Source organism: Streptomyces sp. VTCC 41912, assembly GCF_045799175.1.
GTDB classification, from domain to species: Bacteria; Actinomycetota; Actinomycetes; order Streptomycetales; family Streptomycetaceae; genus Streptomyces; species Streptomyces albulus_C.
The window spans coordinates 329,720-351,183 of the sequence record NZ_JBJMAB010000002.1; the positions used below are offsets into that span (position 1 = coordinate 329,720).

Consider the following 21,464-nt stretch of genomic DNA (forward strand, 5'->3'; position numbering starts at 1 on the left):
GGTCAGGCTCCCTTCCCGGTCGTGCGCCGTTCCGTGGGCTGGGTGACCCGGTCGAGCATCAGGCCCAGGCACACGATGGCGACGCCGGCGACCAGGCCGATGGCGAGGTCGCCGGTGGCCAGGCCGGTGACCACGTCGTAGCCGAGGGCCCCGCCGCCGACCAGACCGCCGATGATGACGACGGCCAGCACCAGGACCACGCCCTGGTTGACGGCCAGCAGCAACGCCGGCCGGGCGAGCGGCAGTTGGACCTGGCGGAGGGTCTGCCAGCGGGTGGCGCCGAGCGAGCGGGCGGACTCCATGGCGCCGGGGTCCACCTGGCGCAGGCCCTGGGTGGTGATCCGGATGACCGCCGGCAGGGCGTAGACGACCGCCGCGGCGGCGGCCGGCGCGCGACCCACCGCGAACAGCGCCACGACCGGGATCAGGTAGACGAACTGCGGCATGGTCTGCATGACGTCCAGGACCGGGCGCAGCACCGCCTCGAAGCGCTTGCTGCCGGCCGCGAGGATGCCGACGCCGACGCCCAGCACCAGGGTGACGACCAGGGCGGCCAGCACCTGCGAGAGGGTGTCCATGGACGGCTTCCACACGCCCAGCACGCCGATGGCGGCCATGGCCAGCACGGCGGTGAGCGCGGTGCGCCAGGTGCCGATGAGCCAGGCGAGGGCGGCGACGACGAGCAGCACGCCGTACCAGGGCAGGGCGGTCAGGCCGTCCCGCAGCGGGTTGAGGACCCAGTTGGTGAAGTGCGCGGCCCAGTCGGCGGTGCCGCCGACGACCGGGACACCGGAGTAGAGGTGGTTGACCATCCACTCCTTGACGTCGTTGACCGGCCGGGCGATGGCGAACGTGGCGCCGGCCGGCCAGATGGTGGAACCGGCCAGGCGGCCGACGAGCGCGACCACCGCGGTGACCGCGGCGATGCCGACCCAGGCGGGCCAGCCGCGCAGCAGCCGGGGGCCGGCGGCGGACGGGGCCGCGCCCAGCTTCTCGCCGGCCGCGGCGGTGGTGCGGTCCATGACGATGGCCAGCAGCACGATCGGGATGGCGGCGGCCAGCGCGGAGCCGACGTCGACCGAGGCGAGCGCCTGGTAGACGCGGTCGCCGAGGCCGGCGGCGCCGATCATCGAGGCGATCACGGCCATGGACAGCGCCATCATGATCGTCTGGTTGACGCCCAGCAGCAGTTCCTTGCGGGCCAGCGGCAGGCGCGCGGTGAGCAGCCGCTGGCGTCCGGTGGCGCCGAGCGAGGAGACCGCCTCCAGCACGCCGGCGTCCGCGCCGCGCAGGCCGAGCGCGGTGAGCCGGGCCATCGGCGGCGCCGCGTAGATCACGGTGGCCAGCAGCGCGGCGGGCACGCCGATGCCGAAGACCAGCACGACCGGCAGGAGGTACGCGAAGGCCGGGAGCACCTGCATGGTGTCGAGGACCGGGCGCAGGAGCTTGAAGAGCCGCGGGGACAGGCCGGCGGCGAGGCCGAGCAGCGCGCCGACGACGACCGAGGCGAGCACCGCCACGATCATCAGGGCCAGCGTCTGCATGGTCGGGACCCACATCCCCAGGGCCCCGCTGGCCAGGAAGGACACCAGCGCGACGGCGGCGATCCGCAGGCCGGCGACGCGCCAGGCCAGCAGCGTCACACCGGCCGTCACACCGGTCCAGCCGAGGGCGAGCAGCAGCAGGTAGACGCCGCGGACGGAGAGCACCACGGCGTTGCTGAGGTGGCCCAGGACGTAGACGAACAGCCAGTTGCTGTCGCGGTTGTCGATGATCCAGTTGCTGACGTGGTCGAGCGGTCCGGAGAGGTCCACGGTCAGCGCGGTGGGCCAGGCACCGCCGGGCCAGGCGGCCGCGGCGAGCGGGACGAGCACGGCCGCGGCGACGGCGAGCAGCAGGAGCTTGGCGAGGCCGCGGCGGCGCAACAGGCCCTGGAGGGGGCCGGGCTTGCCGGCGCCGAGCACGCCGGGAGTGGTGGGGGGTGCGGCGGTGCTCATGCGCGGCCCCGCTTCACGGTGCCGGCCGCCACGTTCAGCGCGGCGGCCCGCTGGGCCTGGCGCCACTGGCGCAGGAGGGCGGCGCGCAGGCGGGCCCGGGGGCTCGCGGCGGGCGCGCGGGGGGCGACGGCGCGGGCGGCGCCGCGGTGGGGTGCGGCGGCGTACATCATGCGGCCACCTCCCCCGACGCGTCATGGTGCGGCTGGGATATCCGGGCCACGACGTTCAGCAGGCAGGCGCTGTCCACGACGCCCAGGCAGCGGCCGTCGTCGACGACGCGGGCCGGGCCGCCGGAGCGGGCCACCGCCTCGATGGCGTCGGAGATCAGGGTGTCGGGGGCGAGCGCGGGGCCCGCCTCGGCCTCGCCGGCCTCCGCGGGGCGCATCGCGCGGCGCACGGTCAGCACCTGCTCGCGCGGGACGTCCCGGACGAAGTCGCGGACGTAGTCGTCGGCGGGCGAGCCGACGATCTCCTCGGGGGTGCCCAGCTGGACGATCTGCCCGTCGCGCATCAGGGCGATCCGGTCGCCGATCCGCAGCGCCTCGGCCAGGTCGTGGGTGATGAAGACCATGGTCCGCCCCTCCTCGCGGTGCAGGCGGACCACCTCCTCCTGCATGTCGCGCCGGATGAGCGGGTCGAGCGCGCTGAACGGCTCGTCGAACAGCAGGACTTCGGGGTCCACGGCGAGCGCGCGGGCCAGGCCGACCCGCTGCTGCTGGCCGCCGGAGAGCTGGCCGGGGCGGCGCTTCTCCAGGCCGGCCAGGCCGACCTTGTCGACCATCTCGGCGGCCTTCTCGCGGCGTTCGGACTTGCCCATGCCCTGGATCTCCAGGCCGTAGGCGACGTTGTCGACGACGGTGCGGTGCGGCAGCAGGCCGAAGTGCTGGAAGACCATGGCGGCCCGGCGGCGGCGCAGTTCGCGCAGCGCGGTGCGGTCCATGGCGCGGACGTCCTCGCCGTCCATCTCCAGCACGCCGCTGGTCGGCTCGATCAGCCGGGTCAGGCAGCGGACGAGGGTGGACTTGCCGGAGCCGGACAGCCCCATGACCACGAAGACCTCGCCCTTGCGGACGTCGAAGGAGACGTCGCGGACGGCGGCGGTGCAGCCGGTCTGCTCGCGCAGCTCCCGGGCGCTGAGCTCGGTGACCGCGGCGTCGTCGGGGATGCGTTCGGCCTTCGGCCCGAAGACCTTCCACAGGTGGCGCACGGAGAACACCACGGGCTGCTCGCCCGCGCCGTCCGCGGCCGAACCGGCCGTGTCCTTGCGGGGGTTGGGGACGGCAGCGGCGTCGACGGAGGAACCGGTCATCACGCATCACCCCCCTGGGTCGAGGCCGCGCGGAGCAGTTCGGCGCACTTCTCCCCCACCATCAGCACGCCGATCATCGGGTTCACCGCGGGCATCGTCGGGAAGACGGAGGCGTCGGCGATGCGGATGCCGGACAGGCCGCGGATCTTCAGCTCCGGGTCGACGACGGCGAGCCGGTCGTCCTCGGCGCCCATCTTGCAGGTGCCGGCCGGGTGGTAGACGGTGTGCGCGGCCTTGCGGACCAGCTCGCTGATCTCCGCGTCGTCGGTGACCTCGGGGCCGGGGAAGACCTCCCGCTTGAGCCACTTCTTGAACGGCTCGGCCTCGGCGACCTTGCGGGCCAGCTTGATGCCGTCGACGAGGGTCCGCCCGTCGTAGTCGCCCTCGTCCTCGAAGTACTTGAAGTCCAGGGCGGGCTTGACCTCGGGGTCGGCGGAGGTGAGGTAGAGCCGGCCGCGGGCGCGGGACTTGGGGATGTTGGGGGTCATCGAGACGCCGTGCTCGGGCCGCTCGTAGCCCAGTCGCTCCGGGTTGTCGGTGAACGGGATCTGGTAGAAGTGGAACATCAGGTCCGGGCCCTTGTGGTCCGGGTCCCGCTTCACGAACAGACCGGCGTCCGAGTCCATCGCGGAGTTGCCGGGGATCGGCCCGTTGGTCTCCCAGACGATGACCGACTCGGGGTGGTCGATGAGGTTCTCGCCGACGCCCGGCAGGTCCAGGACGCAGGGGATGCCGAGCGCCTCCAGGTCCTTCTTGGGGCCGATGCCGGAGTGCATCAGCAGCCGCGGGGTGTCCACCGCGCCGGCGCACACCAGCACCTCGCGGGCGGCCTCGACGTAGACCTCCTCGCCGTCCTTGGTGCGGACGTGGACGCCCTTGGCGGTGGTGCCGTCCAGTTCCAGCTTGTGCGCCCAGGTCTCCAGCATCAGCGTGAGGTTGGGCCGGTCGCCGGCCTCCATGTGGGGGTGGAGGTAGGCGACGGAGGCGGAGGAGCGCTTGTTGTTCTCCGGGTGGTAGGCGAGGTCGAAGAAGCCGACGCCCTCCTCGAAGGGCCGGTCGTTGAAGCCGACGACCTCCGGGACGCCGAGGGCGGTCTTCGTCGCCTCGATCCAGTCGGTGGCGATCTGGTTCTGGTCCTTCTTGGCCACCCGCACGATGTTGTTGCGCAGCTTGCCGAAGTAGGGGTCCATCTCGTTCGCGCCCCAGCCGGTCGCACCGGCCGCCGCCCACTCGTCCCAGTCCGAGGGCAGCGGCTTGAAGGAGATCAGCGTGTTGTGCGACGAGCAGCCGCCGAGGACCTTGGCGCGGCTGTGCAGGATGTGCGAGTTGCCGCGGGGCTGCTCGGTGGTCGTGTACTCGTAGTCCAGGTCGCCGCCGAGCAGGCCGAGCCACTTGCGCAGCGTCAGGACGTCCTCGCGGTCGATGTCGGTGGGACCGCCCTCGATCACGGCGACGGTGGTGTGCGGATCCTCGGTGAGGCGGGAGGCGATGACGGATCCGGCGGTGCCACCGCCGACGACTACGTAGTCGTACACGGGCATGGGGGGTGCTCCTTACTGCGAAGTGCGCGCGGGGCCCGGGCGGCGACCGCCCGGGCCGGGGACGGACCGGTCAGCCGGCGAACCAACGGACGGGCTGGGGCCGCAGGTTCTCGTAGACGTGCTTGCTCTCCCGGTACTCGTCGAGCCCGGTCGGGCCGAGCTCGCGCCCGATGCCGGACTTCCCGAAGCCGCCCCATTCGGCCTGCGGGAGGTAGGGGTGGTAGTCGTTGATCCACACCGTGCCGTGCCGCAGACGGGCCGCGACCCGGCGGGCGCGGGCGGTGTCGGCGGAGAAGACCGCACCGGCCAGCCCGTACTCGGTGTCGTTGGCCAGCGTGACGGCTTCGTCCTCGGTGGTGAAGGTCTCGACGGTGAGGATCGGCCCGAAGGTCTCCTCGCGGACGACCTTCATCCCGCGGTGGCAGCCGTCCAGCACGGTCGGCCGGTAGAAGTAGCCGGTGGCCGGCCGGACGTCGCTGGGCTCGGGGCGGGCGCCGCCGCAGCGCAGGTTGGCGCCCTCGGCCAGCGCGGAGGCGACGTACGCCTCGACCTTGTCCAACTGCTGCTGGGAGACCAACGGGCCGCACTCCACGCCCTGTTCGGTGCCCCTTCCCAGCTTGATCTTCTCGGCGCGGCGGGCGAGTTCGGCGACGAAGCGGTCGCGCACCGACTCCTCGATGATCAGCCGGGCACCGGCCGAGCACACCTGCCCGCTGTGGATGAACGCCGCGTTCAGCGCCTGGTCGACGGCGGTGTCGAAGCCCTCGTCGGTCGCGCAGGCGTCGGCGAAGACCACGTTGGGGTTCTTGCCGCCCAGTTCCAGGGCGATCTTCTTGGCGCCGGAGACCGCCGCCGCACCCGCCTTCGTGCCGCTGGCCAGGCCACCGGTGAAGGAGAACAGGTCCACGTCCGGGTGCTCGGCCAGCCGCTGGCCGACCGGCAGCCCGGCGCCGGTGACGATGTTGGCGACGCCCGCCGGCAGACCCGCCTCGACCAGCAGCCGGACCAGGTGCACCGTGGAGAGCGGGGTGACCTCGCTCGGCTTGATGACGAAGGTGTTGCCGGTCGCCAGCGCCGGCGCGACCTTCCAACTCGCCTGGAGCAGCGGGTAGTTCCACGGGGTGATCAGCGCGCAGACGCCGACCGGCTCGTGCACCACGACGCTGTGCACGTCCGGCGAACCGGCGTCGACGACCCGGCCGCCGCTCTCGTTGACGACGAGGTCGGCGAAGTAGCGGAAGGCGTTGGTGACGTCGTCGACGTCGACCCGGCCCTCCTCCAGGGTCTTGCCGGTGTCCCGGCTCTCGATCAGCGCGATCTGCTCGCGGTCGCGCTGGAGCAGGTCGGCGACCCGGCGCAGCAGCGCCGCCCGCTCACCCGCGGACGTGCGGGGCCACGCCCCCGCGCCGCCGTCGAAGGCCGCCTTGGCCGCCGCCACCGCCGCGTCGGCGTCCTCGGCACCGCCCTCGGCGACCACCTGGAGCGTCGTGGCGTCGGCGGGGTCCAGGACCTCGCGCGTGGCACCGGATGCAGCCGCCCGCCACACCCCGCCTACGTGAATGGTCTCGCTTGTCTCGGTTCCCGACACGACGTCCTTCTGCCTTCCGCTTACCGGTGAGTTGCGCCGGCGGTCCGGGCTGCTCCGGTGTTCATCACTGGTTCAACCTCTGGCCCACTAGCAACGGGGACCCCTAACCCAATGCCCCGGTCCTATGCCCAAACATTCATCGAAAGTGACACGAGTCACCCAAAGCCGCCCGACAGCTCCACATGCGCCCGAATGGACCGGAAAGTACGCTGAATAGCCTTATGCCCACCGGGGAGCCTTTCGGAGGGCCCACCGCGGTCCCCGGGAGCCCCTCCGTACCGGAGGAGCCCAGATGCCCCGCAGACGCCGCTCCCTCACCCCGCTGACCTGCGGCGCGGCCGGTGTGGTCCTCGCCGCCACCTGCGCCGCCGCGGCACCCGCCGACGACCCGGGCGACGAGGGAGACCTCGCCGGCAAGACGGCGCAGCAGATCTCCGACGACGCCCTGCACGCCCTCCTCGGTGCGCACTCGCTGCGGCTGCGCACCGCCAGCTCCACCGACGCCACCAAGCTCGACCTCACCCTCGACCGGGCGGGCAACTGCGCCGGCAACGTCAGCAAGGGCCCGCTGGGCCGGGTCGACCTGATCAAACGCGGCAAGGACGTCTGGCTCAAGCCCGACGCGGCCTTCTGGAAGAGCCAGCTGCCCGGCGACGAGGGGACCACCGCGGCCCGGAACTACCAGGGCCGGTTCCTGCACGGCACCACCGACGACGCCTTCCTCCAGAGCATCGCCACCGCCTGCGACCTCACCACCTTCCAGAAGTCGGTCGCCCCGCAGTCCCCCGCGCCCCAGGACCCGTCGTCGCCCTCCACCTCCTCCGTCACCCTGAGCAAGGGCCGCCCCACCACACACGAGGGCACCCGGGTACTGCCCGTCGTGAAGAAGGTCGGCGACGCCACCCAGACCGTCTACGTCGCGATCCAGGGCACGCACTACCCGCTGAAGCTCACCACCCAGGTCGACGGCGAGAGCAGCACCGTCCTGCTCAGCGACTACGACCACCCGGTCCCCGCGCACACCCCGCCGCCCGGCCAGACCGCCGACATCTCCGTCCTGGAGGGCGGCGTCCACTCCGCGTGAACGCCGACACCCCCACGTGACGCTCGCACAGTGGGCGTACGCCGCCGCTGAAGTGCCCGTCTACTTCATCGCCGACCCCTATGCCGGGCGTAGCCGGGTCTTCACGCATCCGCAGGACGGCGCATACAAGCGCGACCTCACCGACACCGTCCTCGGCATGACCCTCCCCACCGACGAATTCCCCCGCGACTGACGGCGTCGCCCGGCGAGCCGCCCCCGGCCGTCGGACGGTGCGCGAGACACTGCCGCCATGGCGAGCAAGGCACCCAAGGCAGTTCTCCAGGGCGGTCCCGAGGGGATCACCGAGCGGATCGTCGACGTCGATCCCAGCGGGGGCGACCTGAAGGTCCCCTACCGCGGCGGCTTCGAGCACTTCCGGCCGACCCCACGGGAGTGGGACACCGCCGACGGCCGACTGCCCGTGTACGAGTGGTGGGAGCGCACCGAACTCCCCGGCTAGCGGGGCCCGCGACGGTGCGGCCCGGGGTGGCCGGGCCGCACCTCTCACGCGCTGGGGCCGAACGACTCCAGGGCGATCCGCTGGATCGTCTCCTGCTGCGGCCAGTCGGACTCCGGTCCCAGCACCAGGACCGCGAACTGCCGGCCGTCGGGGACGGTGAAGGCGCAGTCGACGGCCTGCACGCGCAGGCCCAGCCGGTCGCTGTCGTAGGCGTAGGTCAGGACCGCACCGTCGGCGCCGCCGGGGCCCCGGCGCGGTGCGATGCCGAGTTCCTGGTAGCCGGGATTGCCGGAGAGCCCTTGGGACGCCTGCTCCAGCGCCTGCCGCGGCGTGAGGTCGGGCTCGGTGATCTGGAAGACCTGGAGCAGGCTGCGGGTGTCCGGCGAGGTGTAGAAGACGCCGGTGGAGCGGACGTCGCGCTGCCAGCCGTCGGGGACCGCCAGCGTGAAGCCCTTGTCGTCGTGGACCAGTCGGTAGCCGTCGGGAACCGCCGCGGTGGCGGACGGATCGGCGGTGGGCGTCGCCGTGGGCGCACCGGTGCCGGTCGGGACGGCGGACGGGCCGCTGCTCGCCGCGGCCGTCGGACGGCCGGCGGGCGGGGCGTCCGGACCGCGCCCCCACAGCAGGTACGCCCCGCCGGCACCGGCCGCCACGACGGCGGTCGCCGCGGCGGCGATCAGGACCCGGGTCCGGCGCGGGGTGGCCCCGGCGGGCACCGACGCCCCCGCGACGTCGTCCGCGCCGGGTGCGTGCGGCGGCTCGGGCGGGTACGCGGGCGCGGCCGGGCCGGCCGGGTCCGGGCCCACCGCGCCCGCCGGCGGGGGCGCGGTGGGGCGGGGCGGCATCGGGCCGGTGTAGGCGCGGACGGGACGCGGGGGGCCGGTCTCCCAGGACTGGGTGTCCGGGTTCCAGCGCGGGCTTTCGGGCACTGCGGGTCAGCCCCCCACGAGCGCGGCGACCGCCTGGACCACGGCCGCACCGGACGCCAGCAGGCCCACCACCGCACCGGCGTCCGACAGCGCGCCGCGCAGCCGGGCCAGCCGGCCGGGGGCGGCGGCGCCGGTGCCGGTGATCTCCTCCTCGGTGTCGGCGAGTTCGGTGGTCAGCGCTTGGACCTCGGGGGTCTCCACGGCCCGGGCGAGGTCCTCGCGCAGGGTGCGGACCGCCCGGAGGAGTTCCTCGTGCGCCGGGTCGACGGCGGGTGCGCCCTGCCCGCCGGCGTTGTGGGTGACGGTGTTGTGGTCGCCGATGGCGAAGGCGCCCTGGACGCTGCCGATGTGGATGCCCTTGCCGGATGGGTCATGTGACGTCACGTCAGGACCTGCCCTTCGGGGATGCGGAGTCGCTCTTGGGAGCGGGATCGCCGTTGTGGGTGAGGGTGTTGTGGTCGCCGATGCCGACGGCGCCCTGCGCGGACTCGACGTAGACCCCGCCGTCCGCGACGTGCACGATCCGCTGCTCGAACTCGGCGGTCTGGTAACCCGCTTCGTGCAGGGCGCTCTTCACGCCGGCCGCCACCCGCTGTTGGACGGTCTTGAGGTAGCGGGCCACGTCCATGTGCTGGAACAGCGACGCCTCGTCGTCGGAGCCCAGCTCCCGGACCGCGGCGGCGGGACCCTCCGGGAGGGCGGCGCGGTGGCCCTCGGTGGCCGAACCCCAGCCGCCGCCCACGGCGCGCCCCAGGGTCAGCAGCGCCTCGACCGCGGCGCGGGGGCTGTGGGTCAGCGCCCACACGGCCTTGCCGAAGTGGTGGTGGTGCCGGTACTGGTGGGCGATGCGGTCGGCGTCCTGGAAGCGCGACCGCAGCGGCCACAGCACGTGCGGGGCGACCTCCATCATCAGCATGCCGCCCTGGGTGTGGACCCGGACGAAGACGGTGGTGACCACGCCCTCGTGCCACCCGCCGACCCTGATCCGCAGGAAGTGCCGGCGGGTCTCGCCGCCCTCCTCCAGGGCGGCGGCCCGGTGCGCCTCGAAGGCGGCGGGGTCGTACGGCGCGGCGGCCCGGGTCGCCAGGCCGTCGACGGGCAGGAAGACGCACTGGTCGACTTCGAGGGCGCGCAGCCGGTCGCGGACCGTGCCGGCCGCCGCCGGCGAACCGGACGGCACCCGCAGCGCCTCGACCAGCGGGACGATCCGGGCGAGGATCTCGCCGTTGTCCAACGGCACCGCGGTGCCGTCGGCCCGCGGGACCAACTCCACCGACAGCGACCAGGGCTTGAACGGCTCCCCCGCACCGCAGAACGGGTCGCCGGGGCGGTACATCACCAGCGGCCCGTGCTGCTCGATGCGCACCCGGTCGCGCAGCCGCTGGAAGCGGAGGCCCTCGGCCCGCTCGGCCGGGTCGGACACCACGTCGGGGAAGTCCTCCCGGGACAGCTCGTGGGCGAGCACCCGGGCGAACTGGCCCCGCTGGAGCATGACGAGCACCGCCACCGCCACCGGCACCAGCAGCGCCGCCCAGACCGCGAAGAGCGAGGCCAAGCCCATGTCCGGGCTGTCGGCGCCGCCGATCGGGTCGCTCCACGCCGCACCGGAGGACGAGCCGGTCAGGCCGGCGTCCGAAAGCAGCGACTCGACCAGGCCGACCGGCGACAGCACCGACAGGAAGCCGGGCAGGGACGCGGTGAAGGCGATCACCGCCAGCGCCAGCACGGAGAAGACCAACGAGAGCCGGCCGTACCAGCGCAGGAGGAAGGAGCCGAACCGGGCCGGCCACGCGGTCGACAGCCCGTGGACGAAACGCCCCAGGCCCAGCGCGAGCACCGGGAACACATAGCCCCACGCCATGCCCCGGGACAGCACGGCGCCCACCATCCAGGTCAGCAGGATCGCCGCCGACCAGCCCCGTTCGAGCCGGCGGGCGCGCAGGGCGTGGGCCAGCACCCGGGCCGCGTCGATGCCCAGGGACGGCGCGGCGAACCGCTCCTCGTGGACGTAGAGTTCGTCGATGACGGCGTCGCGGAAGGCGTCGTCGAGGTAGGTGCCGGCGCACAGCAGGCGCGTGGCCTCACTGGCCCCGGGCGGGACGGCGGGGAGCGGTGCGGGCGCCGGTGCGCCCGCGGATTCCTTGTGCAGCCGTGGCCGTGCGGCCTGCTCCCCCGGCTGCGCGGGCACCTCGTTACTGGTCATCGGCCTCCCCCGTACCTGCCGCCCGTGCCAGTGCGTGTTCGTCACAACGCACCGGCGCGGCGCCGCTGTTCCACCGGCGCGCACCGTCACCCGGACGTGTGAAAGGACCGCAGCATAGAGGAGCGGGGACCGCGCTGTCAGCGCGTTGCCGCACCTGCTCGGGCCCTCAACGGGGCGAGCCCGCACGGTCGTTGGACCGTACGGGCTCGACGGGGTGGGGCGGCAGGTGCCGGCGCCGGCCTCAGATCAGGCCGAGCGCGCGGACCGCGTCGCGCTCCTCGACCAGCTCCTGGACGGAGGCGTCGATGCGCGTGCGGGAGAACTCGTTGATCTCCAGGCCCTGGACGATCTCGTACGTGCCGTCCTTGGTGGTGACGGGGAAGGAGGAGATCAGGCCCTCCGGGACGCCGTAGGAGCCGTCCGAGGGGATGCCCATGGAGGTCCAGTCGCCGTCGGCGGTGCCGTTGACCCAGGTGTGGACGTGGTCGATGGCGGCGTTGGCGGCCGAGGCGGCGGAGGACGCGCCGCGGGCCTCGATGATCGCCGCGCCGCGCTTGGCGACGGTCGGGATGAAGGTGTCGGCCAGCCACTTCTCGTCGTTCACGACCTCGGCGGCGTTCTTGCCGGCGACCGTGGCGTGGAAGACGTCCGGGTACTGGGTGGCCGAGTGGTTGCCCCAGATGGTCAGGCGGCTGATCTCGGACACCGGGGTGCCGGTCTTCTTGGCGAGCTGGGTCAGCGCGCGGTTGTGGTCCAGGCGGGTCATCGCGGTGAAGCGCTCGCGCGGCACGTCCGGGGCGGCGGCCTGGGCGATCAGCGCGTTGGTGTTGGCGGGGTTGCCGACGACCAGGACCTTGATGTCGTCCGCGGCGTGGTCGTTGATGGCCTTGCCCTGCGGCTTGAAGATGCCGCCGTTGGCCTCCAGCAGGTCGCCGCGCTCCATGCCCTTGGTGCGGGGGCGGGCGCCCACGAGCAGGGCGACGTTGGCGCCGGCGAAGGCCACGTTCGGGTCGTCGGTGATGTCGATGCCCTGGAGCAGCGGGAAGGCGCAGTCGTCCAGCTCCATCGCGGTGCCCTCGGCGGCCTTGAGGCCCTGCGGGATCTCCAGGAGGCGCAGCTTGACCGGCACGTCCGCGCCGAGCAGCTGACCGGAGGCGATGCGGAAGAGGAGGGCGTAACCGATCTGGCCGGCGGCGCCGGTGACGGTGACGTTGACGGGAGTGCGGGTCATGGCGATCTCCTGCGCGGTATTCCGGGGGCAAGCCCCTGGACCACCTTGGGTGGCGGTGGGTGTCCCTGCCCATCTATCGAGGTCTCTTGGTATCGAGAGACCCGGCCGTCAGGCTATCGGACCCCCGCCCGACCCACGTGACGGGCCGGTGTGGGACACCTCACCGGCGCTCACGGGGCCCCGGCCGGACCGCCTGGGGGACCGCCTCGCGTGGGTGGCCGGGCGGAGCGGTCCGGTCGGGCCGCCGGCCGCCCGCGCCTGGAGGGGGAGCGCGGGCGGCCGGCGGTTGTGCCACACCCGTGGGGGGTGTGGTCCGCATGCCCGCGATCCGCAAGGGCAATCCCCCCTCCTCCCCGGCGGCCTCCCGCCGGGGGTGAATCCCGGCCAGTCGCCGGGCCGTCCGGTGGCGGTCCCGGGCCGGCGCCGTCGCGTCCTGCGACCCGGCGTCCCGATGCCGCCCGGCGCCGTCGGAGTTCTCGCAGGCCAGGGCAGCGGCGCGGGCACCGGCGCGGCCGCCGGACGGCGTCGGGACGGCGGTCACCGCCGCGCCGGCGAGCCGGCGCGCGCGGGTCGGTCGCGGCCCGCGAAAGCGGTCCGGAACTCGCCGTCGCAGCCCTTCCCCGAAGACCTCCCGGAAGGGCCCCCGAAGCGGCCGGCCCGCTCGCGGTCGGGGCCCCTGGACGTCGCCGAGCGGCGCGCGGCGGCGCGGCACGCGGTGTGCCGCGCCGCCGCAAGGGCCCCGGAACGGCCTCGGGGAGGCGGTCCTAGCGGACCGTGAAGTGGACGATGTCGTCCAGCAACGGCAGGTGGATCCACGGCTTGGGCTGCACCATCATCGCCAGGATCACGATCACGAAGCCCAGTCCGCCGTACGTGAGCATGTCGGTGAAGCGGGAGCGGACGGCGAGCATCCCCACCGAGGGCAGCGCCCACCGCAGCGCCGCGCCGGCCAACAGCGACAGCCCGATCACGATCGAGCCGATCCGGAACGCGTCCAGCGCGACCAGCAGCAACCCGAGGGCGACCCCGCCCAGCACGGTGAGCAGCGGCCACTGCCGGGCCGGCGCCGGATGGTCGCCCGAAGCGGCCCGGCCGCCGCCCTCGGGGCGGGCGGTGTCGCGGGTCAGCTGCGGAAAGCGGCGCGAGGTGCGCTGCGGCTCGGACGCACCCTCCGAGTGCGCTTCGGCGGCCATGTCTGGCGGTCAGCCCCTTCCGGGTCGAGTTCGTCGTCGAGTTCGCCGTCAAGGACGGTGCCCCCGACGGTGGCGAGGTCGGTGCGGTGTGGCGTCGGCCGTGCGGGACGGCGACCGGCGGGCCGTGCGGCCCCTTCCAGGCTCGCACGCCCCGGCCGGTGGGTGGGCGGGCGCGGGCCCGCCCCCGGCTAGCGCGGGGCGGTGATCCCGGCGGCGCGCTCGGCCGCCTCGACGACGTTCACCAGCAGCTGGGCGCGGGTCATCGGGCCGACGCCGCCCGGGTTGGGGGCGACCCAGCCGGCGACCTCGGCGACGCCCGGGTGCACATCGCCGACGATCTTGCCGTTCTCGTCGCGGCTGACGCCGACGTCCAGGACGGCCGCGCCGGGCTTGACGTCCTCGGGCTTGATGATGTGCGGCACGCCGGCCGCGGCGACGATGATGTCGGCCTGCTTCAGGTGCGCGGACAGGTCGCGGGTGCCGGTGTGGCACTGGGTGACCGTGGCGTTCTCCGACTTGCGGGTCAGCACCAGCGGCATCGGGCGGCCGATGGTGATGCCGCGGCCGACGACCACCACGTGCGCGCCCTTGATCTCGACCTCGTGCCGGCGCAGCAACTGGACGATGCCGTACGGGGTGCAGGGCAGCGGCCCGTCGATGCCGAGGACCAGGCGGCCCAGGCTCATCGGGTGCAGTCCGTCGGCGTCCTTGGCCGGATCCATCAGCTCCAGGACGCGGTTGGCGTCGATGCCCTTGGGGAGCGGGAGTTGGACGATGTAGCCGGTGCACTCCGGGTTCTCGTTGAGCTCCCGGACGACGTCCTCGATCTCCTCCTGGGTGGCGGTCTCCGGCAGTTCGCGCTGGAGGGACGCGATGCCCACCTGGGCGCAGTCCCGGTGCTTGCCGTTGACGTACCAGCGGCTGCCGGGGTCGTCGCCGACCAGCAGGGTGCCCAGGCCGGGGGTGACCCCCTTGGCCTTCAGCGCCTCCACGCGGGCGGTGAGCTCGGACTTGATCGCGGCGGCGGTGGCCTTGCCATCCAGAATCTGGGCAGTCATACCCCCCATCCTCCCGGATGGGGGGTCCTGTGTTCCAATCAGGGCGCGCGGGCGGCAGTTGTCCGGAAATGATCATTGCGGTTGCACAAAGGCTGACCGCCTTGACTGGACAGAGCGAATCCTCACCTAGAAGGATTGACGCCGCAGTGCCGCAGGCATCGTCGGGGGCGGGCCATGAAACAACCTGTTTTTCCTCCGAGTCACGCCGCGTCGTCCCCCACTGACACCAACGGAGGAAAGCAGCACCATGAGCTTTGGTGACCCGAACAACCCGTACGGCCAGCAGCCGCCGCAGGCCCCCCAAGGCCCGTACGGCCAGCAGCCGCCGGTCCCGCCGCAGGGCGGCCAGCCGGGCTACGGCTACCCGCAGCAGGGCGCCCCGCAGCAGCCCCAGCAGCCGTACGGCTACCCCCAGCAGGGCCAGGTCCCGCCGCAGCAGGGCGCGCCGCAGTACGGCGGCTACCCGCAGCAGCCGCAGGCTCCCTACGGTCAGCCGGGGATGCCGGGCATGGGGATGCCGACGGGTTACGCGAGCTGGGGTGCGCGGTTCGGTGCCTTCCTGGTCGACGGCCTCATCATCGGCGTGCTCCCGGGCATCCTCTACGTCATCGCCATCATCGTGGCGGCCGGCTCGGCCAGCTCGGCCAGCAGCTCGGCCAGCTCGGCCGCCGCGAGTTGCCCGACGGGCGACTACAACTGCGTCTCGAACGCCTACAACTCGGCCTCGTCGTCCAGCACGCCGGCCATCTTCTTCGTCCTCGTCGCGTTCGCGTGGCTGATCGCCGTGGCCGGAATGTTCTTCCTCATCGCCAAGGAAGGCAGCACCGGCCAGACCCCGGGCAAGAAGGCGCTCGGTATCAGGGTCATCAAGGAGGCCACCGGCCAGCCCATGGGCTTCGGTATGACCTTCGTGCGCTACCTCTGCCGCTACCTCAACGGCCTGCTGTGCGGCATCGGCTGGCTGTGGCCGCTCTGGGACGAGAAGAACCAGACGTTCGCGGACAAGATCGTCGGCACTGTGGTCATCCAGGCCCCCAAGTAATGCCGTAACGGGCCCTCGGACGCCCATAACAGCCGACGAAGGCCCCCTCGCAGCAGCGACCGGGGGCCTTCGTTGCACTCGCCGATACCGCTTCGCCTCGCCTGAAAGGGCACCGCTCGTGAGCTACCCCCACCCCGGCCCCTACGACCCCCCGCCGGGCCAGCAGCCCGGCTACGGCTATCCCCAACAGCCCATGCAGCCACCGCAACCGCAGCAGCCGATGGCCTCGTACGGCCCGTACCCGGGCGGTCCGATGCCCGCGGCGCAGATGCCGTACCCGACGGTGATGCCGGGCGGCGTCAAGGCGGCCCGGGCGATGCTGTACGTTCTCGCCGGCCTGAACATCATCGGCCTGGTGCTGGCGGTGATGGGACTGGGAGGCGTCACCAAGGCGTCGCACGAAGCCTCGTCCTCGCCGTACGCGGACATGTCGGCGTTCAACGTCGGCAAGGGCGTGCTGATCGCGGTGATCGTCCTCATCGTGATCTTCACGGTGACCGCGATCACGCTGGCCGCCCAATTCGGTAACGGTGGCAAGGGCGTCCGCATCGCCACCATCGTCTCCTGCGTCGTCGGCATGATCCTGAGCCTGTTCACCTTCCCGGTGGGCCTGGTCCATACCGTGCTTGGCATCCTGGTGCTGGTCCTCGTCTCCAAGGACGAGGGCAACGCCTGGTTCAACCGGCCGCGTTACTGACAACGCGGCGCACGAAACGGCGGAGGGCCGCACCCCGGGCAAGGGGTGCGGCCCTCCGGCGCTTGCGCGGACCTCAGTGGAAGAAGTGCCGGGTACCGGTGAGGTACATCGTCACGCCGGCCTTCTTCGCGGCCTCGACGACCAGTTCGTCGCGGATCGAACCGCCGGGCTGGACGATCGCCTTGACGCCGGCGGCGATCAGGATCTCCGGGCCGTCGGGGAACGGGAAGAAGGCATCCGACGCGGCGTAGGAGCCGCGCGCCCGCTCCTCGCCCGCCCGCTCCACGGCGAGCTTGCAGGAGTCGACGCGGTTGACCTGGCCCATGCCGACGCCCACCGACGCACCGTCCTTGGCGAGCAGGATCGCGTTGGACTTCACCGCGCGGCACGCCTTCCAGGCGAACGCGAGCTCGGCCAACTCGTCCGCGGACAGCGCCTCGCCGGTGGCCAGCGTCCAGGTGGCCGGGTCGTCGCCCTCGGCCTGGAAGGCGTCGGTGTGCTGGAGCACCGCGCCGCCCGAGAGCAGCTTGAGGTCACCGGGCTGGTGCGGGGTGCCCTCGACCTTCAGGACGCGGATGTTCTTCTTGCGGGCGAGGATCTCGACCGCGCCGTCCTCGTAGGCGGGGGCGGCGATGACCTCGGTGAAGATCTCCGCGACCTGCTCGGCGAGCGCGACGGTCACCGGGCGGTTGACCGCGATCACGCCGCCGAACGCGGACAGCGGGTCGCAGGCGTGCGCCTTGCGGTGTGCCTCGGCGACGTCCGCGCCGATCGCGATGCCGCACGGGTTGGCGTGCTTGATGATCGCGACGCAGGGCTCGTCGTGGTCGTGGGCGGCGCGGCGGGCGGCCTCGGTGTCCACGTAGTTGTTGAAGGACATCTCCTTGCCGTGCAGCTGCTCGGCGTTGGCGATGCCGCCCGGCTGGCCGTCGACGTAGAGGGCCGCGGCCTGGTGCGGGTTCTCGCCGTAGCGCAGGGTGCTGCGGCGCTCCCAGGTCTCGCCGAGGAACTCGGGCAGCGCGGCCCCGTCGGCCTCCGGCGCGTAGACGTTGGTCATCCAGGAGGCGACGGCCACGTCGTAGGCGGCGGTGTGCTGGAACGCCTCGGCGGCCAGCCGCTTGCGGGCGGTCAGGTCGAAGCCGCCGCCGTTGACCGCGGCGAGGACGTCGGCGTAGCGCTCGGGGCTGGTGACCACGGCGACCGAGGGGTGGTTCTTGGCGGCGGCGCGGACCATCGAGGGGCCGCCGATGTCGATCTGCTCGACGCACTCGTCGGGGGTGGCGCCGGAGGCGACGGTCTCCCGGAACGGGTAGAGGTTGACGACCACCAGGTCGAACGGCTCGACGCCGAGGTCGGCGAGCTGCTGCTGGTGGTCCGCGAGGCGCAGGTCGGCGAGGATGCCGGCGTGCACCTTGGGGTGCAGGGTCTTGACCCGGCCGTCGAGGCACTCCGGGAAGCCGGTGAGCTCCTCGACCTTGGTGACCGGCACCCCGGCCGCGGCGATCTTCCCGGCCGTCGACCCGGTCGAGACCAGCTGGACGCCCGCCGCGTGCAGCCCCTGGGCCAGCTCCTCCAGCCCGGACTTGTCGTAGACGCTGACCAGCGCGCGGCGGATGGGCCGCTGCGTACCTTCGGTGGCGGTCACGAGATACGTACCTTTCGTCCCTCTATGCGGTAGCCGTGACGGGCCAGACGCCCCACGACCTCGACGAGCAGCGATCGCTCGACTTCCTTGATGCGCTCATGCAGCGCGGATTCGTCGTCCTCCTCCCGGACCTCGACCACGCCCTGGGCGATGATCGGGCCGGTGTCGACGCCGTCGTCGACGAAGTGGACGGTGCAGCCGGTGACCTTCGCGCCGTACGCGAGCGCGTCGCGGACGCCGTGGGCACCGGGGAAACTGGGCAGCAGCGCCGGGTGGGTGTTGATCGTCCGGCCGCCGAACCGGGCCAGGAACTCCTTGCCGAGGATCTTCATGAAACCGGCGGAGACCACCAGGTCGGGGGCGTGCGCGGCGGTCGCCTCGGTGAGCGCCGCGTCCCAGGCCGCCCGGTCCTCGTGGTCCTTGACCCGGCACACGAACGTCGGCAGTCCGACCCGCTCGGCGCGCTCCAGGCCGACGGTCCCCGCGCGGTCGGCGCCCACGGCCACGATCTCGGCCCCGTAGGCCGCGGCGCCCTCGTCGGCGATGGCGTCGAGGAGCGCCTGGAGGTTGGTGCCCGAGCCGGAGACGAGTACCACGATGCGGGCCGGGGCGGAGCGGGCGGGAGGAGAAGAGGAGGCCACGGTGGGGTCTTTCTCGCCGGGTCGTGCGGGGCTGGGGGCTGTGTCGATATTTTGTGCGGTCGTACAAAGCGAGGGGTTTCACGAATCCGGGGAACCCTACGAACGCGCCGACCGTCAGCAACGATACCGGCACACCCTGCGGCCCCCACGGGACGGGGGCGAGCACGGGAGGTAGCGTCAGGCGGGAGAACGCACGCAGTTCATGGTCACCGTCCGCCCGGCCCACCCGCCGGCCGAACGCCCACGACAAGGGGAAGACGCACTCCAGATGCCGGACCGACGCCGCCGCGCGGCTCTCCTCCGCCCGATCCCAGCCACCACGGGGTGGGGCCTCGCGCCCGTCACCTCCCCCGGGGCGGTCCTCCTGCCGCGCGAGCGCACGTCGTCGTCCGCCCCGGATTCCCCGTCCGCCGGCAGCCCGGGCCGGGACGACAACCCGTTCGCGCCGCCGCCGGCCGGCGCCCCCGACCAGGAGTGGCGCCCGCGGGCCCAGTCCAACGGGCGCGCCACGGGTGACGGCGACGGCGACGGCGACGACGAGCAGCAGCCGCAGGAGCAGCCCCCGGCGTGGGGCAGTCAGTGGAGCAGCCGGCAGCCGGGCCGGCAGGGCGGCGACTTCGGCAGCCGGCCGGGCCGGGGCGGTGGCCAAGGCGGCGGTCAGGGCGGAGGCCAGGGCGGTTCCGGTGGACCGGGCGGCTCGGGCGGCTCCGGCAGCGGCCCCGGCGGGCTGCGCTGGGACCCCACCGACCCGATGCAGCGGCGTGCCCGGTACGCCCTCCTCGCCGGCATGTGGGCGTTCTTCTTCGTGCTCTTCAGCCTGCCCGAGGTGGCGCTGCTGCTGGGGGCGCTCTCCCTCTACTGGGGCATCAGCGCGCTGCGCGGCAAGGCCACTCCGAAGAAGGACACCACCGCGGCCCTGGAGGGGCCCGCGGCCACCGCCGCCACCCCGCCCCCGCCGGGTCGGCCTGGCGGCGCCGCGGGCCCGGGGACCCGGCCGCAGACCACCGCCGCGATCGCCGGTGTGGTGACCGCGTCGCTGGCGCTGATGATGGTGGCCGCGACCTTCACCGTCCAGATCGTCTACCGCTCCTACTTCAGCTGCGTGAACGACGCGCTGACCCAGGCGGCGGGCAAGTCCTGCGAGAAGCTCCTGCCGCCGCAGCTGCGACCGCTGCTCAGCCAGCAGGAGCAGCAGCAGCCGTAGCGGTCCGGGAAGGGCCGACGGGCGGCGCTCGGGCGCCTGCGCGCGGACCCTCAGGCGGCGGGCTCCCGGGTCTCCCGCCCCTCGCGGCTCCCCCGGTCCCCGCCCTCCTCCGGGCCCGGCGCCCGGCCGGCAGCGGGGCGCGGCTCCGGTGGGGCCGCGCCCTTCGGCGTGCGGTGCGGGGCCCGGCGGCGGAACGGCAGGTCGGGCAGGTGACGGCCGGGGGCGCGGCCCTGTGCCGCCCGGCGTACGGACGACCGGCGCCAGGCGCGCAGCGCCAGCGTCGCGGGCACCGCGACCACGCCCGTCCAGCCGGCCGTCACCAGGCCGGTCAGCCACCAACTGGGGCCGAACGAGGCCAGTGCCCGCTCCCCCAGCGCGCCGCCGGCCAGTCCCGCGAGCACCGTCATCGCCAGGGCGCACAGGCCCGCCGCCAACGCCGCCGTGCCGGCGGTCCGCCGCCACGACCGGTGGCCGTCCCCGGCCGCGTACCGGGCCAGCTGCACCACCGCGGCCGCCGGCACCGCCAGCGCCAGCAGCACCACCGGCCAGGCCCCGGGGCCCGGTTCCGGCAGGCCGCTGAGCAGCGGGAAGTGCGGCAGGGCGGGACGCGGCGAGGTGCCCAGCGGGCCGACCGCGGTCCCCGTGCCGACGGTGAAGCCGGGCCCCAGTCCGTAGGCGGCGCCCCAGACGGCCGCGTTGGGGAGCAGGGCGAGGCAGAGCAGCAGCACCGTGCTGAGGCCGGCCCAGTCGGGGGCGAGCTGGCCCAGGTCGTCCCCGAACCGGCCCGCGTGCAGGAGCAGCCCGATCAGGGCGAGCGCGGCGCCGGCGGCGAGCAGCGCGAGGGTGGCGGCGGCGCCGGCCTTGACGGCGGTGCCGAGGCGCGGGCCGGTGAGCGCGGTGCGCAGGGCGGCCGGCAGGGTGTCCAGGGCCCGGGTGACGCGGTCCGGCAACAGGGCCGCGGCGTCCGGTCCGAGGGTGTGCCAGGCGGTGGCGGTGACGGTGGCGAGCGCGGTGCCGGGGACGGCGAGCAACGCGGCGAGCGGGGCGGCGGTCAGCCGGCCGGTCGAGGTGTAGAGCAGGGCGCCGGCGGCGACCAGCAGGTATCCGGTGAGCAGGGCGCCGAGCAGGGTGCGCGGGGCGACCTCCGGGCCGGCGGCGGGGGCCTCGGGATCGGCGTCGGGCTCCGGGAGGGCGGCGGTGGCCAGGGTGTCCCGGGCGGCGCGGTGCAGCAGCCAGAGGGGCAGCGCGGCGAGCAGCAGCGGGACGGTGCCGACCGGCGCCGGGCTGCCGGTCGACGTCACCTCGCGGACCAGGCCGCCGCCGTGCGCGGCGAACCAGAGTCCGGCGGCCAGGTGCAGCGCCCGGGAGGGACCGGCGTCCGGGTACGGGGAGGCCACCCAGAGGAGCAGGACGGCGACCGCGAGGGCGCCGAGGCCGAGGCCGGCGGCGGTCACCCCGCTGATCACGGCGGTGCCGATCGCGGAGGACCGCCGCGCGGCGGTCCGGCCGTGGGAGGACAACGTGGTGCCGCGTTCGGTCGACTGGCTCACGCGGCCATGCTGCCAATAACCCCCGATTCCGCCACGTAACGGGCATGCGTCCGACGTGTCGCGCGCGTTCCCCCGCCGGACGTTTCCAGACT

General features: G+C 73.7%; 19 protein-coding genes and 1 pseudogene. 6 read left to right on the top strand and 14 right to left on the bottom strand.

The features are described from left to right. Nucleotides 1-2 precede the first annotated feature (2 nt). The 5 genes from ACJ6WD_RS04855 to ACJ6WD_RS04875 all read right to left on the bottom strand — a co-directional run bounded on the left by ACJ6WD_RS04855 (nucleotide 3) and on the right by ACJ6WD_RS04875 (nucleotide 6,393). The gene (locus ACJ6WD_RS04855; protein ID WP_233657089.1) at nucleotides 3-1,997 is read right to left on the bottom strand and encodes an ABC transporter permease subunit; all 1,995 of its coding nucleotides are present in this window, start codon (nucleotides 1,995-1,997) and stop codon (nucleotides 3-5) included. After that, nucleotides 1,994-2,167: a hypothetical protein gene (locus tag ACJ6WD_RS04860; protein WP_157955311.1), complete on the bottom strand. Its 174-nt coding sequence runs from the start codon at nucleotides 2,165-2,167 to the stop codon at nucleotides 1,994-1,996. The genes ACJ6WD_RS04855 and ACJ6WD_RS04860 overlap by 4 nt, the downstream gene beginning before the upstream one ends. Beyond that, nucleotides 2,164-3,306, bottom strand: coding sequence for a glycine betaine/L-proline ABC transporter ATP-binding protein (locus ACJ6WD_RS04865; protein ID WP_233657090.1), 1,143 nt, complete (start codon nucleotides 3,304-3,306; stop codon nucleotides 2,164-2,166). Before ACJ6WD_RS04865 ends, ACJ6WD_RS04860 begins: the two co-directional genes overlap by 4 nt. Then, nucleotides 3,306-4,847, bottom strand: a complete 1,542-nt coding sequence (locus ACJ6WD_RS04870; RefSeq protein WP_233657091.1) for a GMC family oxidoreductase — start codon at nucleotides 4,845-4,847, stop codon at nucleotides 3,306-3,308. The genes ACJ6WD_RS04865 and ACJ6WD_RS04870 overlap by 1 nt, the downstream gene beginning before the upstream one ends. A 70-nt stretch (nucleotides 4,848-4,917) precedes the next feature. Next, nucleotides 4,918-6,393, bottom strand: coding sequence for an aldehyde dehydrogenase family protein (locus ACJ6WD_RS04875; RefSeq protein WP_233657135.1), 1,476 nt, complete (start codon nucleotides 6,391-6,393; stop codon nucleotides 4,918-4,920). Nucleotides 6,394-6,727: 334 nt separating this feature from the next. On the opposite strand from ACJ6WD_RS04875, the gene ACJ6WD_RS04880 reads away from it, so the two are divergent. From ACJ6WD_RS04880 to ACJ6WD_RS04890, 3 genes and pseudogenes are all read left to right on the top strand, one after another. Continuing rightward, on the top strand, nucleotides 6,728-7,519 hold the full coding sequence (locus tag ACJ6WD_RS04880; RefSeq protein ID WP_233657092.1) for a hypothetical protein: 792 nt from the start codon (nucleotides 6,728-6,730) through the stop codon (nucleotides 7,517-7,519). 34 nt (nucleotides 7,520-7,553) lie between these two features. After that, nucleotides 7,554-7,712, top strand: a pseudogene (locus ACJ6WD_RS04885) (Uma2 family endonuclease); the annotation flags it as partial. Between the two features lie 57 nt (nucleotides 7,713-7,769). Continuing rightward, the gene (locus ACJ6WD_RS04890; RefSeq protein WP_016576228.1) at nucleotides 7,770-7,979 is read left to right on the top strand and encodes a DUF5988 family protein; all 210 of its coding nucleotides are present in this window, start codon (nucleotides 7,770-7,772) and stop codon (nucleotides 7,977-7,979) included. Nucleotides 7,980-8,023: 44 nt separating this feature from the next. Here the strand turns inward: ACJ6WD_RS04890 and ACJ6WD_RS04895 are convergent, their stop codons facing one another. The 6 genes from ACJ6WD_RS04895 to ACJ6WD_RS04920 all read right to left on the bottom strand — a co-directional run bounded on the left by ACJ6WD_RS04895 (nucleotide 8,024) and on the right by ACJ6WD_RS04920 (nucleotide 14,593). After that, the gene (locus ACJ6WD_RS04895) at nucleotides 8,024-8,908 is read right to left on the bottom strand and encodes a hypothetical protein (protein WP_407615178.1); all 885 of its coding nucleotides are present in this window, start codon (nucleotides 8,906-8,908) and stop codon (nucleotides 8,024-8,026) included. A 6-nt stretch (nucleotides 8,909-8,914) separates the two neighbouring features. Beyond that, the gene (locus ACJ6WD_RS04900) at nucleotides 8,915-9,292 is read right to left on the bottom strand and encodes a hypothetical protein (RefSeq protein WP_407615179.1); all 378 of its coding nucleotides are present in this window, start codon (nucleotides 9,290-9,292) and stop codon (nucleotides 8,915-8,917) included. 1 nt (nucleotide 9,293) lies between these two features. After that, nucleotides 9,294-11,111: a hypothetical protein gene (locus tag ACJ6WD_RS04905; protein WP_331247763.1), complete on the bottom strand. Its 1,818-nt coding sequence runs from the start codon at nucleotides 11,109-11,111 to the stop codon at nucleotides 9,294-9,296. Between the two features lie 241 nt (nucleotides 11,112-11,352). Further along, the gene (locus ACJ6WD_RS04910) at nucleotides 11,353-12,342 is read right to left on the bottom strand and encodes a malate dehydrogenase (protein ID WP_016573275.1); all 990 of its coding nucleotides are present in this window, start codon (nucleotides 12,340-12,342) and stop codon (nucleotides 11,353-11,355) included. A gap of 764 nt (nucleotides 12,343-13,106) precedes the next feature. After that, nucleotides 13,107-13,535: a DUF3017 domain-containing protein gene (locus ACJ6WD_RS04915; protein WP_233657095.1), complete on the bottom strand. Its 429-nt coding sequence runs from the start codon at nucleotides 13,533-13,535 to the stop codon at nucleotides 13,107-13,109. Nucleotides 13,536-13,723: 188 nt separating this feature from the next. Further along, nucleotides 13,724-14,593: a bifunctional methylenetetrahydrofolate dehydrogenase/methenyltetrahydrofolate cyclohydrolase gene (locus tag ACJ6WD_RS04920; RefSeq protein WP_233657096.1), complete on the bottom strand. Its 870-nt coding sequence runs from the start codon at nucleotides 14,591-14,593 to the stop codon at nucleotides 13,724-13,726. A gap of 247 nt (nucleotides 14,594-14,840) precedes the next feature. Here ACJ6WD_RS04920 and ACJ6WD_RS04925 point away from each other — a divergent pair, with 247 nt between their 5' ends. Both ACJ6WD_RS04925 and ACJ6WD_RS04930 read left to right on the top strand, forming a co-directional pair. Next, on the top strand, nucleotides 14,841-15,635 hold the full coding sequence (locus ACJ6WD_RS04925; protein ID WP_331247765.1) for an RDD family protein: 795 nt from the start codon (nucleotides 14,841-14,843) through the stop codon (nucleotides 15,633-15,635). Between the two features lie 118 nt (nucleotides 15,636-15,753). Beyond that, nucleotides 15,754-16,332, top strand: a complete 579-nt coding sequence (locus tag ACJ6WD_RS04930; RefSeq protein ID WP_233657098.1) for a hypothetical protein — start codon at nucleotides 15,754-15,756, stop codon at nucleotides 16,330-16,332. 73 nt (nucleotides 16,333-16,405) lie between these two features. Here the strand turns inward: ACJ6WD_RS04930 and purH are convergent, their stop codons facing one another. Together purH and purN are read right to left on the bottom strand one after the other, a co-directional pair. After that, a complete protein-coding gene (gene purH, locus ACJ6WD_RS04935; RefSeq protein WP_407615180.1) occupies nucleotides 16,406-17,977 on the bottom strand; it encodes a bifunctional phosphoribosylaminoimidazolecarboxamide formyltransferase/IMP cyclohydrolase in 1,572 nt (523 codons plus the stop codon). Then, entirely contained in the window at nucleotides 17,974-18,618 is a 645-nt protein-coding gene (purN, locus tag ACJ6WD_RS04940) for a phosphoribosylglycinamide formyltransferase (RefSeq protein ID WP_407615181.1), read from the bottom strand. Before purN ends, purH begins: the two co-directional genes overlap by 4 nt. Before the next feature lie 268 nt (nucleotides 18,619-18,886). On the opposite strand from purN, the gene ACJ6WD_RS04945 reads away from it, so the two are divergent. Continuing rightward, nucleotides 18,887-19,822 carry a hypothetical protein gene (locus tag ACJ6WD_RS04945; RefSeq protein WP_376447704.1) on the top strand — a complete coding sequence of 312 codons (936 nt, stop codon included), beginning with the start codon at nucleotides 18,887-18,889 and terminating at the stop codon, nucleotides 19,820-19,822. A 50-nt stretch (nucleotides 19,823-19,872) separates the two neighbouring features. Here ACJ6WD_RS04945 and ACJ6WD_RS04950 read toward each other — a convergent pair whose 3' ends face one another. Further along, nucleotides 19,873-21,372, bottom strand: a complete 1,500-nt coding sequence (locus tag ACJ6WD_RS04950; RefSeq protein ID WP_331247767.1) for a DUF6350 family protein — start codon at nucleotides 21,370-21,372, stop codon at nucleotides 19,873-19,875. Between the last annotated feature and the right edge of the window lie 92 nt (nucleotides 21,373-21,464).